This window comes from Burkholderia sp. AU31624, assembly GCF_020420065.1.
In the GTDB taxonomy this organism is placed as follows: Bacteria; Pseudomonadota; Gammaproteobacteria; order Burkholderiales; family Burkholderiaceae; genus Burkholderia.
Genome location: NZ_JAIZRT010000010.1, coordinates 199,053 through 211,846, shown reverse-complemented (window position 1 = coordinate 211,846; position 12,794 = coordinate 199,053). Strand labels below are relative to the sequence as shown.

Here is a 12,794-nt window from a genome sequence, read left to right as displayed (position 1 = left end):
TTTCAAGGAGCCAATTCAATGAAGACGATTGCTGAAATCGTGAAGCTGGGCCCGGTCATCCCGGTGCTCGCATTCGACTCGGTCGAGCAGGGCGAACACGTGTCGCGTGCACTGCACGCAGGCGGCGTGAAGGTGCTCGAGATCACACTGCGCACGCCGGCCGGCCTGGAGGCGATCCAGCGCGCCAGCCAGCTCGCGGACGACATCGTCGTCGGCGTCGGCACGATCACGAAGCCCGAGCATTGCGAGCAGGCCAAGCGCGCGGGGGCGAAGTTCGGCGTGTCGCCGGGCCTGACGAAGGAGCTGCACCTCGCGTCGCTCGACGCGGGCCTGCCGCTGCTGCCCGGCGTGATGACGCCGAGCGACATCATCCAGGCGCTCGAATTCGGCTACGAGATCGTGAAGTTCTTCCCCGCGCAGCAAGCGGGCGGCGTGCCGATGCTGCAGGCGTTCCACGGCCCGTTCCCGGCGCTTAAGTTCTGCCCGACCGGCGGCATCACCGTCGAAACCGCGCCGAATTTCCTGAAACTGCCGAACGTCGTGTGCGTCGGCGGCTCGTGGCTCACGCCGAAAGCCGCGCTCGCCGCGCAGGACTGGGCCGAAGTCACGCGCCTCGCGCAAGCCGCGAGCCAGCTTCCCCGATAAGACTTGTACGAGATGACGGTTCAGCCCTCGGAAAGCGAGCCTTAGTGCTTGTTTTACCGAGGGTTTTTGCTGATGGAACCGGTTCTATCCGTGGACCGTAAAGATAAGTAAAATTCAGCGTCCTGACGGGGTGGGTACCCCCCGTGTTTCGGAGACCTGCATAGCCGGGCATACTCGCAACAACTCGCCCGGTTCGAACAATTCTAGGAGGAGTGCCACATGGGGGCTGTCCAAGGCAGCATGCTGCTCGTATTCACGCTGATCGCGATTGCCGCGCTGATCCTGATGATCGCGCGCTACAAGATCTACCCGTTCCTGGTGCTGATCATCGTTTCGCTCGGCCTCGGCCTGGTCGTCGGCATGCCGATGGACAAGATCGTCAAGTCGTTCGAGACGGGCACCGGCGGTACGCTCGGCCACATCGCGATCGTCGTCGGCCTCGGCACGATGCTCGGCAAGATGATGGCCGAATCGGGCGGCGCCGAACGGATCGCGACCACGCTGATCGACTGGTTCGGTGAAAAGAACATCCACTGGGCGATGATGTTCGTCGCGATCATCGTCGGCCTGCCGGTGTTCTTCGAAGTCGGCTTCGTGCTGCTGATCCCGATCGCGTTCAACGTCGCGAAGCGCACCGGCAAGTCGCTGCTCGTCGTCGGCCTGCCGATGGTGGCCGGCCTGTCCGTCGTGCACGGCCTGATCCCGCCGCACCCGGCCGCGCTGCTGGCCGTTCAGCAATACGGCGCCGATATCGGCAAGACGATCGCGTTCGGCCTGATCGTCGGCGTGCCGACCGCGATCATCGCGGGCCCGCTGTTCGCGCTGACGATCTCGAAGTTCGTGAAGCTGCCTGAGAACAACCCGCTCGCCGCGCAGTTCGTCGACTCGCGCGCGAACGGTGAAAAGCGCGAACTGCCGAGCTTCGGCATCACGCTGTTCACGATCCTGCTGCCCGTCGTGCTGATGCTCGTCGGCAGCTGGGCCGACCTGGTGTTCACGCCGAAGTCGCTGCCGAACAACCTGCTGCGCTTTGCCGGCAACTCGGACGTCGCGCTGCTGATCGCCGTGCTCGTGAGCTTCTTCACGTTCGGCAAGCTGCAGGGCTTCAACCGCGACCAGATCCAGAAGTTCTGCGGCGAGTGCCTGGCACCGATCGCGGGCATCACGCTGATCGTCGGCGCGGGCGGCGGCTTCGGCGGCGTCCTGCGCGACAGCGGGATTTCGCAGCAGATCGTCGAAACCGCGAAGCACGCGCACCTGTCGCCGCTGCTGCTCGGCTGGTTCGTCGCCGCGCTGATGCGTCTCGCGACGGGTTCGGCGACGGTCGCGATGACGACGGCCTGCGGCATCGTCGCGCCTATCGCGGCGGCATCCGGCGCGGCGGTCAGCCCGGAACTGCTGGTGCTCGCCACCGGCTCGGGCTCGCTGATCTTCTCGCACGTGAACGACGGCGGCTTCTGGCTGATCAAGGAATACTTCGGGATGACGGTCGGTCAGACGTTCAAGACCTGGTCGTTGCTCGAAACGATCATCTCGGTGCTCGGCCTCGGCTTTACACTGCTGCTGAGCATGGTTCTGTAACAAGGGGTAGTCAATGATTCTGATCGCAATGGGCGTGTCGGGCGCCGGCAAGTCGCTGATCGGCGAAATGCTGGCGGAACGCCTGTCGTGCAGCTATACCGATGGCGACGCGTTTCACAGCGCGGCGAACAAGGAGAAGATGCACAACGGCATTCCGCTGACCGACGACGACCGCTGGCCGTGGCTGCGCACGATCCGCGCGGCCATCGAGGAAAAGCAGCGGGCCGGTGAGACGGCCGTGTTCACGTGCTCGTCGCTGAAGCGGTCGTACCGCGACGTGCTGCGCGGCACCGACACCGACGTGCGGTTCGTGTATCTGAAGGGTTCGTTCGAGGTGTTGCACGAGCGCCTGAAGAGCCGCACCGGCCATTTCTTCGATCCGTCGCTGCTGAAGAGCCAGCTCGACACGCTCGAGGAGCCGGGCCCGGACGAAGCGATCGAGGTCAGCATCGAGCTGACGCCCGAGCAGATCGTCGATCAGGTCATGCTGAAGATCGGTATCGCGCAGCAGCACTGAGCGCGGTTCGCGGCAATCGTCATGAAAAAGGCGCCTTCGGGCGCCTTTTTCGTTGGCGGCGCGTCGTCGCGGGCCGGTCAGGCCGCGGGCGCCTGCTTCGCGATGCCGTCGAGCAGCACGTCGAGCATCGTGTCGTGCACGGCGGCCGGATCGAGCTGCGCATAGAGCGGGGCGGCCGCCTTGACGAGCGGATGCGCGGCGTCGGACAGCGCTGCCATTTCCGCGAGCTCGACATCGTTCGCGGCGCGCGTGAGGCCGCCGGCTTCGGCCGCGGCCAGCCCGATCACGCTCGCATACCAGCCGACGCACACCGACGGCAGCGCCGCGCGCGGGATGCCGGCGTCGGCCAGCGCGCGATGCACGGCCTCGATGTGCGCGAGATCGGCCGGCCCGGTGCTCATGTGCCGCTGCAGCAGCGCGAACGCCGCCGGGTAGCGCAGCGCGAGCGCGCGGTACTGGCGTGCGAGGTCGCGCAGCCGTTCGCGCCACGGCAGCGCGGCGTCGACCGGCACGAGCGAGCGCGACAGCGCGTTCGCGATCGCGCGGCTCAGGCCTTCCTTCGACTTGAAGTGGTACAGCACGCTCATCGGGTCGCAGCCGACCGACTGCGCGAGCTTGCGCACGCTGAACGCGGCTTCGCCGACGTCTTCGAGCAGCGCGAGCGCGGCCGCGACGATCGCATCCTTGTCGAGGCCGCGCGGGCCTTGGGCGGGTTTGTCTTTCATCGATGCGGGCTGGCGTGCCGGTACGGCACCGGCTGTAAACTTGACGAAAGCTTATTCTACACTGTAGAATTATTTCTGCGGTGTAGAAATTGGGTGTCCCGGCACCTTTCAATACGTGCTTTCGCACAGTCCGGGATCCAGGCGGCACGAGCGTGCTGCCGTCAACACGGGCCATCACGCCCCTTTATCTCGTTGACACCCATGTGGAACCGGCTGCCCCACCCGCGAAGCCTCGAAGCAACGAGGCCCTTCGACAGGCGGCCCAAGACCATGCAAGTGCAATCATGACTTCCAGCAACACCCCCCTGATCCAGGGCGAAGCGCGTTTCGAGCAAACGCAACTGAACATCGAAAAAGACAACTGGAACTGGTGCGACCCGGCCCGCTACGACGGCGAGCGCCCGGCGAACTGGTATGAAGCGTCGCTGTCGCGCCATGCGAACAGCGCGCCGCTCGCGCACGATGCCGTCTGCGACGTGCTCGTGATCGGCGCGGGCCTGCTCGGCGCATCGGCCGCGCTGCATCTCGCGGAAGCGGGCGTCGACACGATCCTCGTCGACAAGCATCACGTCGGCTCGGCCGCGTCGGGCCGCAACGGCGGGCAACTGACGCCCGGCCTCGCGCGCTGGGAAGCCGCCGACATGATCGACTACCTGTCGCACGACGACGCGAAGCGGCTGTGGCGCTTCGCGTCGGCCGAATCGATGGACCTGATCGATGCGATCGGCGCACGTTACGCGCTCGAGCTCGACCGCAAGCGCGGCCACATCACCGCGGCGGTCCACCCGGGCCACATGAGCGCGCTGCTGGACGGCGCGGATGCGCGCCGTCACCTCGGCGACGCGGGCGTGACGCTCGTCGGCCGCCATCAGTTGCATGACGACTACGTGCGCTCGGGGCTGTATCACGGCGCGGCGATCGACGCGATAGGCGGGCAGATTCATCCGCTCGCGCTGGTGCGCGGCCTCGTGCACGGCTTCCGGCTGAACGGCGGCGCGCTGTTCGAGGGCACCGAGGTGCTCGAGCTCGACGAGACGCCGGAGGGCGTCGTCGCGACGACGCCGGGCGGCACGATCACCGCGCGCCGCGGCGTCGTGCTCGCGCTGCACAACACGACGTTCCGGCTGCTCGACGACGGCGCGGCGACCACGGTGCCGTTCTTTACGTACGTGAGCGTGACGGCGCCGCTCGAGGTCGACGTCGCGACGCTGATGCCGGCCGGCATGCCCGTGTACGACACGCAGTTCCAGATCGACTATTACCGGCCGGTCCGCGGCAACCGCCTGCTGTTCGGCGGGCAGGGCACCGGCAGTTGCTGGGCGCAGCCGGACGTGAACGCGTACCTGCTGACGCGGTTGAACACGGTGTTCCCGCAGCATGACGGCGGGTTCGCGCTCGACTACTGCTGGAGCGGTGTCAGCGACTTCACGCTGAACGGCGCGACCGACAGCCGCAAGACCGACGGCCGTGTGCCGATGTACATGGTGCAGGGCTGGAGCGGCCACGGCGTCGCGCAGACGGTGCGGATCGGCAAGGCGATCTGCGACGATTTCGTCGGACGCAACGACGATTTCTCGATGCTGACCGGCATCGACCATCGCGCGATTCCGCTCGGCCGCCAGTTGTCGCCGATCGCGATTCCCGCCGCGAAGGCCGCGATGAGCGTGATGAGCGCGCTCAACCCGGGGCGAATGATCTCGTTCTGATACTGCCGCGCAGGCAACGAAAAAGCCCGATGCGATTGCTCGCATCGGGCTTTTTTACGTGCGCAGACGGCGGCGCTTATGCGATCCGCTTCGCGAGTTCGACGGCCTTGCCGATATACGACGCCGGCGTCATCGCGAGCAGGAGATCCTTCGCCTCTTGCGGGATCGCGAGCGTGCCGACGAACTCCTGCAGCGCTTCGCGCGTGATGCCCTTGCCGCGCGTCAGTTCCTTCAGCTGCTCGTACGGGTTCTCGATGCCGTAGCGGCGCATCACCGTCTGCACCGGCTCGGCGAGCACTTCCCAGCAGTTGTCGAGGTCTTCGTTCAGGCGCTGCGGGTTCACTTCGAGCTTGTCGAGGCCGCGGATCAGAGAGTCGTACGCGAGCAGCGAGTAGCCGAGCGCGACGCCCATGTTGCGCAGCACCGTCGAGTCGGTCAGGTCGCGCTGCCAGCGCGACACCGGCAGCTTGTCGGCGAGGTGGCGCAGCGTCGCGTTCGCGAGACCGAGGTTGCCTTCCGAGTTCTCGAAGTCGATCGGGTTGACCTTGTGCGGCATCGTCGACGAGCCGATTTCACCGGCCTTCGTCTTCTGCTTGAAGTAGCCGACCGAGATATAGCCCCACACGTCGCGGTCGAGGTCGAGCAGGATCGTGTTCGCGCGCGCCACTGCGTCGAACAGCTCGGCCATGTAGTCGTGCGGCTCGATCTGGATCGTGTACGGGTTGAACGTGAGCTTCAGGCGGTTCTCGATCACGTCGCGCGAGAACGCTTCCCAGTCGAATTCCGGATACGCCGACAGGTGCGCGTTGAAGTTGCCGACCGCGCCGTTCATCTTGCCGAGGATCTCGACCTTCTCGATGCGCGTGATCGCACGGGCGAGGCGGGCCGCGACGTTCGCGAGTTCCTTGCCGAGCGTCGTCGGGCTGGCCGGCTGGCCGTGCGTGCGCGACAGCATCGGCTGCTCGGCGTGCGCGTGCGCGAGTGCGACGAGGCGCTGGTAGACCGTGCGCAGCGCCGGCAGGATCACGTGTTCGCGCGCGCCGGCGAGCATCATGCCGTGCGACGTGTTGTTGATGTCTTCCGACGTGCACGCGAAGTGGATGAATTCGCTGGCCTTTTCGAGTTCTTCCTGGCCCTTCACCGATTCCTTCAGCCAGTATTCGACGGCCTTCACGTCGTGGTTCGTCACGCGCTCGATGTCCTTGATGCGGGCGGCGTCGTGCGCGGTGAAGCGCTCGGCGAGCTGCAGCAGGAACTGTTCGGACGCATCGGAGAAGCGCGGGACTTCCGCGAAGCCGGCGCGCGACAGCGCGATCAGCCAGTGCACCTCGACGGTGACGCGGTGGCGCATGAAGGCGGCTTCGGAGAGCCAATCGCGCAGCGCTTCGGTCTTGCTGGCGTAGCGGCCGTCGATGGGCGAAAGCGCGGTGAGGGCAAAAAGCGTATCGGGACGAGTGTCGGACATGATCGGGCGGGCCTTGGGGCCGGGTCGAGCGAGGGGAGGGAGAATCCGGCATTTTACCATCGGCGCGGGACGATCCCGGCCGCGCGCGGCCGGCGGGCGCTGCCGCGTGCCGATACCGCGCCGGCGCCCGTTCGCGGCGGGGCGCCGGGCCGCTCGCCGCACCGCCGGCCGGGGCCGCCCGCCGGTAGAATGCAGGCTTCTTCCCGACCGCCGCCCGCCGCGCCCGCCTGCATGGAACTGAAATGGCTCGAAGACTTCGTCTCGCTCGCGGAAACGCGCAGCTTTAGCCGGTCCGCCGAGCTGCGGCACGTGTCGCAGCCGGCGTTTTCGCGGCGCATCCAGGCGCTCGAGGCATGGCTCGCGACCGAACTGATCGATCGTTCGGTCTATCCGACGCGGCTCACGCAGGCCGGGCAGATCTTCTACGAGCAGGCGCTGACGATGCTGTCGCAGGCGCACGAGGCGCGCACGCTGCTGCGCGGCCACGTCGGCGCGCCGGTGCCGACGATCGAGTTCGCGGTGCCGCATACGCTGTCGCTCACGTATTTCCCGCGCTGGCTGCAGCGGATCGAGGCGAAGATGGGCCAGGTCCACACGCGGCTGCGCGCGCTGAACGTGCACGACGCGGTGTTGTCGCTCGTCGAGGGCGGCTGCGATCTCGTGATGGGCTACCACCATCCGAGCCATCCGGTCGCGCTCGACCCGGCGCGCTACGACATGCTGATCCTCGGCAGCGAGCCGATCAGCCCGTTCTCGGCGCCGGGCCGCGCGGGGCGGCCGCGCTATACGCTGCCCGGCACCGCCGACGCGCGCGTGCCGTACCTGTCCTATACGCCGAACGCGTATCTCGGCCGGATGACGGAAGTCATCGTCGCGAATGCGACGACACCGCTGTTCCTCGATCGCGTTTACGAGACCGACATGGCCGAAGGGCTGAAGGCGATGGCGCTCGCGGGCCACGGGGTCGCGTTCCTGCCGCACAGTGCGGTCGAGGATGCGGTCGCGGGCGGCCGCCTGATCCGGCTCGACCGGTCGGTGCGCGGCGGCGCGCACCCGTTCACGCTGACGATGGAGATCCGGCTGTACTGCGACAAGCTCGCGCTGCAGGGCGACGATCCCCGCCAGAAGCTCGTGCGTGCGCTGTGGGACGTCGTGCGCGACGAATTGCGCGAAACCGCGGGTTAACCGTGGGCGGTTAACCGCCAGCCTGCTGTCGTCGAGCTTGCGAAGCCTGTCGGACGGCTGTCCGGCGGCCGTCCCGCCACCAGGAAACACGATTTTTCACGCACGCGATGCACGATCGATCGCGTGCGTTCTTGCGCAAATCGACCGCAGATTTGCGAAAAATCGCGATCATGCAAGTAACGCATAATCGAATAAGCAAACGGCATTGGATAAAAAAAACGGGTTTTTCGACAATGTGCGCACCTGTTGACCGTTGGAGCATCCATGTCTTCGCAATTGCAGTCCATCCCGTCCTACCTGCACGCCGACGATCTCGGCCCGTGGGGCAACTATCTTCAGCAAGTCGATCGCGTCGCGCCGTACCTCGGCTCGCTGTCGCGCTGGCTCGAAACGCTGAAGCGCCCGAAGCGCATCCTGATCGTCGACTGCCCGATCGAGCTCGATAACGGTACCGTCGCGCACTTCGAAGGCTATCGCGTGCAGCACAACGTGTCGCGCGGCCCGGGCAAGGGCGGCGTGCGTTACCACCAGGACGTGACGCTGTCGGAAGTGATGGCACTGTCCGCATGGATGTCGGTCAAGAACGCGGCCGTGAACGTGCCGTACGGCGGCGCGAAGGGCGGTATCCGCGTCGACCCGCGCAAGCTGTCGCGTGGTGAGCTCGAGCGCGTGACGCGCCGCTACACCAGCGAAATCGGCATCATCATCGGCCCGAACACCGATATTCCGGCGCCGGACGTCAACACCAACGAACAGGTGATGGCGTGGATGATGGACACGTACTCGATGAACCAAGGCCAGACGTCGACCGGCGTCGTGACCGGCAAGCCGATCGCACTCGGCGGTTCGCTCGGCCGCAAGGAAGCAACGGGCCGCGGCGTGTTCGTCGTCGGCAGCGAAGCGGCGAAGAAGAAGGGCCTCGAGATCGAAGGCGCACGCATCGCGGTGCAGGGCTTCGGCAACGTCGGCGGCATCGCGGCGAAGCTGTTCCAGGAAGCCGGTGCGAAGGTGATCGCGGTGCAGGATCACACGGGCACGATCTACCAGCCGGCCGGTCTGGATTCGAACAAGCTGCTCGACCACGTCGCACGCACGGGCGGCGTCGCGGGCTTCGAAGGCGCCGAGCCGATGCCGAATGACGAGTTCTGGACCGTCGAAACCGACATCCTGATCCCGGCGGCACTGGAAAACCAGATCACCGAGAAGAACGCAGGGAAGATCCGCACGAAGATCATCGTCGAAGGCGCGAACGGCCCGACGACGACGGCGGCGGACGACATCCTGACCGCGAACGGCGTGCTGGTGATCCCGGACGTGATCGCGAACGCGGGTGGCGTGACCGTGTCGTACTTCGAATGGGTGCAGGATTTCTCGAGCTTCTTCTGGACGGAAGACGAGATCAACCACCGTCTCGAACGCGTGATGCGCGAAGCGTTCTCCGGCGTGTGGGCGGTCGCGGAAGAGCACAAGGTGTCGGTGCGTACCGCGGCGTTCATCGTTGCGTGCAAGCGCATCCTGATGGCGCGCGAAATGCGCGGCCTCTACCCCTGATCGGCGGTTGCCGATTTCAGATCGGTTGACTACGATCAATCCATGACGCAATCCATCCGGTTGCGTGCATGAACCCTCGCGGGCGGTGCCGAATCCGGCATCGCCCGCGCGCGCATTCGGGCGCCGGAAGGGGCGCGCGAAGCCGGGAGGAAGGCTTCGCGCGGCGCGATGCGCAGTGCGGTAAACAACCAGTACTTTCAAAAATATTACTTTGATACACTGGCGCGGGTTTTAGCCAAGGAGATGACCAAAATGAAATACCAAAAGGCAGTCCTGATGTTCGCGGCGCTTTGCGCGTTCGCAAGCGGCGCGCATGCTCAGGAGACGGGCACGCTGAAGAAGATCAAGGACACGGGCGTGATCGCGCTGGGGCACCGCGAATCGTCGATTCCGTTCTCCTACTACGACCAGAACCAGCAGGTGGTCGGCTATTCGCGCGAATTCCAGCTGAAGGTGGTCGATGCGGTGAAGAAGAAGCTGAACCTGCCGAACCTGCAGGTGAAGAACATTCCGGTCACGTCGCAGAACCGCATCCCGCTCGTGCAGAACGGCACGGTCGACATCGAGTGCGGCTCGACCACCAACAACGTCGAGCGCCAGCAACAGGCTGCGTTCTCCGACACGATCTTCGTGATCGGCACGCGCCTGATGACGAAGAAGGATTCGGGCGTCAAGGATTTCGCCGACCTGAAGGGCAAGACGGTCGTGACCACCGCCGGCACGACGTCGGAGCGCCTGCTGCGCAAGATGAACAACGACAAGCAGCTCGGCATGAACATCATCAGCGCGAAGGATCACGGCGATTCGTTCAATACGCTGGAATCGGGCCGCGCGGTCGCGTTCATGATGGATGACGCGCTGCTCGCGGGCGAACGCGCGAAGGCGAAGCAGCCGGGCGAGTGGGTGATCGTCGGCACGCCGCAATCGGAAGAAGCGTACGGCTGCATGATGCGCAAGGGCGATGCGGACTTCAAGAAGGTCGTCGACGACGCGATCTCGCAAGTCGAGAAGTCGGGCGAAGCCGCGAAGATCTACGCGAAGTGGTTCGAGAACCCGATCCCGCCGAAGGGGCTGAACCTGAACTTCCCGCTGTCCGATTCGATGAAGAAGCTGTACGCGAACCCGAACGACAAGGCGCTCGACTGACCGCACGGCCGTTGATGCAGAAATGACGCTAATGAGACGGAAGAGGCCCCGCTTCTTCCGTCTCTTTTTGCTGGAGTCTTGCCCATGTCTTACCACTGGAACTGGGGCATCTTCCTGAGCCCCGTATCGACCGGCGAGCCGACGACTTATTTCGGATGGCTGATGTCCGGCTTCTGGGTGACCATCGAAGTGTCGCTCGTCGCCTGGGTCATCGCGCTGATCGTCGGTTCGCTGTTCGGCGTGCTGCGCACCGTGCCGAACAAATGGCTGTCCGCGATCGGCACCCTGTACGTGTCGATCTTCCGGAACATTCCGCTGATCGTGCAGTTCTTCGTCTGGTATCTCGTGATACCGGAGCTGCTGCCCGCGTCGATCGGCACCTGGATCAAGCAGTTGCCGCCCGCCACGCAGTTCTTTACCGCGTCGATCATCTGTCTCGGCCTGTTCACGGGCGCGCGCGTGTGCGAACAGGTGCGCTCGGGGATCAACGCGCTGCCGAAGGGCCAGCGCGCCGCCGGTCTTGCGATGGGTTTCACGCAATGGCAGACGTACCGCTACGTGCTGCTGCCCGTTGCGTACCGGATCATCGTGCCGCCGCTCACGTCGGAATTCCTGAACATCTTCAAGAACTCCGCCGTCGCGTCGACGATCGGCCTGCTCGACCTGTCCGCGCAGGCGCGCCAGCTCGTCGACTACACCGCGCAGACGTATGAGTCGTTCATCGCGGTGACGCTCGCCTACGTGATCATCAACCTCGTCGTGATGGCGTTCATGCGCTGGATCGAAGGCCGTACGCGGCTGCCCGGCTATATCGGAGGCAAGTGATGCATCAGTTCGACTGGAGTAGTATTCCCGGCGCGCTGCCGACGCTGTGGACGGGGGCGGTCGTCACGTTCCAGATCACGCTGATCGCGATCGTGGTCGGGATCGTCTGGGGCACGCTGCTCGCGCTGATGCGGCTGTCGGGCGTGACGCCGCTCGCGTGGTTCGCGAAAGCGTACGTGACGGTGTTCCGCTCGATCCCGCTCGTGATGGTGCTGCTGTGGTTCTTCCTGATCGTGCCGCAGCTGCTGCAGGGCGTACTCGGGTTGTCGCCGACGATCGACATCCGTCTCGCGTCGGCGATGGTCGCGTTCTCGCTGTTCGAAGCCGCGTATTATTCCGAGATCATCCGCGCCGGCATCCAGGCGGTGCCGCGCGGGCAGGTGAACGCCGCGTTCGCGCTCGGCATGAACTACGCGCAGGCGATGCGCCTCGTGATCCTGCCGCAGGCGTTCCGCGCGATGGTGCCGCTGCTGCTCACGCAGGCGATCGTCCTGTTCCAGGATACGTCGCTCGTGTACGTGATCAGTCTCGCGGACTTCTTCCGCACGGCGGCCAACATCGGCGATCGCGACGGCACGACCGTCGAGATGGTCCTGTTCGCCGGTGCATGCTATTTCGTGATTTGCTCGTTGGCGTCTGCTCTCGTCAAGGGTCTCCAGAAAAAGGTCACAAGATGATTTCCATCAAGAACGTTTCGAAGTGGTACGGCCAGTTTCAGGTCCTCACCGACTGCACGACCGAGGTCAAGAAAGGCGAAGTGGTCGTCGTGTGCGGCCCGTCGGGCTCGGGTAAATCCACGCTGATCAAGACCGTGAACGGCCTCGAGCCGTTCCAGCAGGGCGAGATCCTCGTGAACGGCCAGTCGGTCGGCGACAAGAAGACGAACCTGTCGAAGCTGCGCTCGAAGGTCGGGATGGTGTTTCAGCATTTCGAGCTGTTCCCGCACCTGTCGATCACCGAGAACCTGACGCTCGCGCAGATCAAGGTGCTCGGTCGCGGCAAGGACGAGGCGAACGAGAAGGGCATGAAGCTGCTCGAGCGCGTCGGCCTGAAGGCGCATGCGCACAAGTTCCCGGGCCAGCTGTCGGGCGGCCAGCAGCAGCGTGTCGCGATCGCGCGTGCGTTGTCGATGGACCCGATCGCAATGCTGTTCGACGAGCCGACGTCCGCGCTCGACCCGGAGATGATCAACGAAGTGCTCGACGTGATGGTCGAACTCGCGCAGGAAGGGATGACGATGATGGTCGTCACGCACGAGATGGGCTTCGCGAAGAAGGTCGCCCATCGCGTGATCTTCATGGACAAGGGCGCGATCGTCGAGGACGACCGCAAGGACGATTTCTTCTCGAATCCGAAATCGGAGCGCGCGAAGGACTTCCTCGCGAAGATCCTGCACTGAGCGTTCGCGCGCATCGGCGCTGCCGATGCGCCGATACGAAAAAACCGCC

At 65.1% G+C, this 12,794-nt stretch carries 12 protein-coding genes; 10 read left to right on the top strand and 2 right to left on the bottom strand.

All coding sequences use genetic code 11. The features are described from left to right. The first annotated feature begins 18 nt into the window (after positions 1 to 18). The 3 genes from eda to LGM89_RS31445 all read left to right on the top strand — a co-directional run bounded on the left by eda (position 19) and on the right by LGM89_RS31445 (position 2,743). The gene (gene eda / locus LGM89_RS31455) at positions 19 to 645 is read left to right on the top strand and encodes a bifunctional 4-hydroxy-2-oxoglutarate aldolase/2-dehydro-3-deoxy-phosphogluconate aldolase (RefSeq protein WP_011350938.1); all 627 of its coding nucleotides are present in this window, start codon (positions 19 to 21) and stop codon (positions 643 to 645) included. 219 nt (positions 646 to 864) lie between these two features. Then, the gene (locus LGM89_RS31450) at positions 865 to 2,226 is read left to right on the top strand and encodes a GntP family permease (RefSeq protein WP_089472146.1); all 1,362 of its coding nucleotides are present in this window, start codon (positions 865 to 867) and stop codon (positions 2,224 to 2,226) included. Between the two features lie 13 nt (positions 2,227 to 2,239). Then, complete coding sequence (locus LGM89_RS31445) at positions 2,240 to 2,743, top strand: gluconokinase (protein WP_047851621.1); 504 nt, start codon at positions 2,240 to 2,242, stop codon at positions 2,741 to 2,743. 77 nt (positions 2,744 to 2,820) lie between these two features. Here LGM89_RS31445 and LGM89_RS31440 read toward each other — a convergent pair whose 3' ends face one another. After that, positions 2,821 to 3,468 (bottom strand): TetR/AcrR family transcriptional regulator, encoded by a 648-nt coding sequence (locus LGM89_RS31440; RefSeq protein ID WP_089424490.1) that lies wholly within the window; start codon positions 3,466 to 3,468, stop codon positions 2,821 to 2,823. Positions 3,469 to 3,752: 284 nt separating this feature from the next. On the opposite strand from LGM89_RS31440, the gene LGM89_RS31435 reads away from it, so the two are divergent. Then, positions 3,753 to 5,174 (top strand): NAD(P)/FAD-dependent oxidoreductase, encoded by a 1,422-nt coding sequence (locus tag LGM89_RS31435; protein WP_089494093.1) that lies wholly within the window; start codon positions 3,753 to 3,755, stop codon positions 5,172 to 5,174. Positions 5,175 to 5,250: 76 nt separating this feature from the next. On the opposite strand, the gene purB is transcribed toward LGM89_RS31435, so the two are convergent. Further along, entirely contained in the window at positions 5,251 to 6,639 is a 1,389-nt protein-coding gene (gene purB, locus LGM89_RS31430; RefSeq protein WP_089439230.1) for an adenylosuccinate lyase, read from the bottom strand. 231 nt (positions 6,640 to 6,870) lie between these two features. On the opposite strand from purB, the gene LGM89_RS31425 reads away from it, so the two are divergent. The 6 genes from LGM89_RS31425 (at position 6,871) to LGM89_RS31400 (ending at position 12,745) form a co-directional block, all read left to right on the top strand. Next, positions 6,871 to 7,824: a LysR substrate-binding domain-containing protein gene (locus tag LGM89_RS31425; RefSeq protein ID WP_089424492.1), complete on the top strand. Its 954-nt coding sequence runs from the start codon at positions 6,871 to 6,873 to the stop codon at positions 7,822 to 7,824. A gap of 264 nt (positions 7,825 to 8,088) precedes the next feature. After that, positions 8,089 to 9,375, top strand: coding sequence for a Glu/Leu/Phe/Val family dehydrogenase (locus tag LGM89_RS31420; RefSeq protein WP_011350945.1), 1,287 nt, complete (start codon positions 8,089 to 8,091; stop codon positions 9,373 to 9,375). A gap of 252 nt (positions 9,376 to 9,627) precedes the next feature. Next, positions 9,628 to 10,521, top strand: coding sequence for a glutamate/aspartate ABC transporter substrate-binding protein (locus LGM89_RS31415; RefSeq protein WP_179243611.1), 894 nt, complete (start codon positions 9,628 to 9,630; stop codon positions 10,519 to 10,521). 84 nt (positions 10,522 to 10,605) lie between these two features. Then, a complete protein-coding gene (locus tag LGM89_RS31410; protein WP_089494094.1) occupies positions 10,606 to 11,346 on the top strand; it encodes an amino acid ABC transporter permease in 741 nt (246 codons plus the stop codon). Further along, positions 11,346 to 12,023 carry a glutamate/aspartate ABC transporter permease GltK gene (gene gltK / locus LGM89_RS31405; RefSeq protein ID WP_089439233.1) on the top strand — a complete coding sequence of 226 codons (678 nt, stop codon included), beginning with the start codon at positions 11,346 to 11,348 and terminating at the stop codon, positions 12,021 to 12,023. The genes LGM89_RS31410 and gltK overlap by 1 nt, the downstream gene beginning before the upstream one ends. Continuing rightward, positions 12,020 to 12,745 carry an amino acid ABC transporter ATP-binding protein gene (locus LGM89_RS31400; RefSeq protein WP_124576503.1) on the top strand — a complete coding sequence of 242 codons (726 nt, stop codon included), beginning with the start codon at positions 12,020 to 12,022 and terminating at the stop codon, positions 12,743 to 12,745. Before gltK ends, LGM89_RS31400 begins: the two co-directional genes overlap by 4 nt. Positions 12,746 to 12,794 lie beyond the last annotated feature (49 nt).

Bases quoted from the DNA above. Each gene is read 5' to 3' on its own strand.
- eda (WP_011350938.1), top strand. From the start codon at position 19: ATGAAGACGATTGCTGAAATCGTGAAGCTGGGCCCGGTCATCCCGGTG.
- LGM89_RS31450 (WP_089472146.1), top strand. From the start codon at position 865: ATGGGGGCTGTCCAAGGCAGCATGCTGCTCGTATTCACGCTGATCGCG.
- LGM89_RS31445 (WP_047851621.1), top strand. From the start codon at position 2,240: ATGATTCTGATCGCAATGGGCGTGTCGGGCGCCGGCAAGTCGCTGATC.
- LGM89_RS31440 (WP_089424490.1), bottom strand. From the start codon at position 3,468: ATGAAAGACAAACCCGCCCAAGGCCCGCGCGGCCTCGACAAGGATGCG.
- LGM89_RS31435 (WP_089494093.1), top strand. From the start codon at position 3,753: ATGACTTCCAGCAACACCCCCCTGATCCAGGGCGAAGCGCGTTTCGAG.
- purB (WP_089439230.1), bottom strand. From the start codon at position 6,639: ATGTCCGACACTCGTCCCGATACGCTTTTTGCCCTCACCGCGCTTTCG.
- LGM89_RS31425 (WP_089424492.1), top strand. From the start codon at position 6,871: ATGGAACTGAAATGGCTCGAAGACTTCGTCTCGCTCGCGGAAACGCGC.
- LGM89_RS31420 (WP_011350945.1), top strand. From the start codon at position 8,089: ATGTCTTCGCAATTGCAGTCCATCCCGTCCTACCTGCACGCCGACGAT.
- LGM89_RS31415 (WP_179243611.1), top strand. From the start codon at position 9,628: ATGAAATACCAAAAGGCAGTCCTGATGTTCGCGGCGCTTTGCGCGTTC.
- LGM89_RS31410 (WP_089494094.1), top strand. From the start codon at position 10,606: ATGTCTTACCACTGGAACTGGGGCATCTTCCTGAGCCCCGTATCGACC.
- gltK (WP_089439233.1), top strand. From the start codon at position 11,346: ATGCATCAGTTCGACTGGAGTAGTATTCCCGGCGCGCTGCCGACGCTG.
- LGM89_RS31400 (WP_124576503.1), top strand. From the start codon at position 12,020: ATGATTTCCATCAAGAACGTTTCGAAGTGGTACGGCCAGTTTCAGGTC.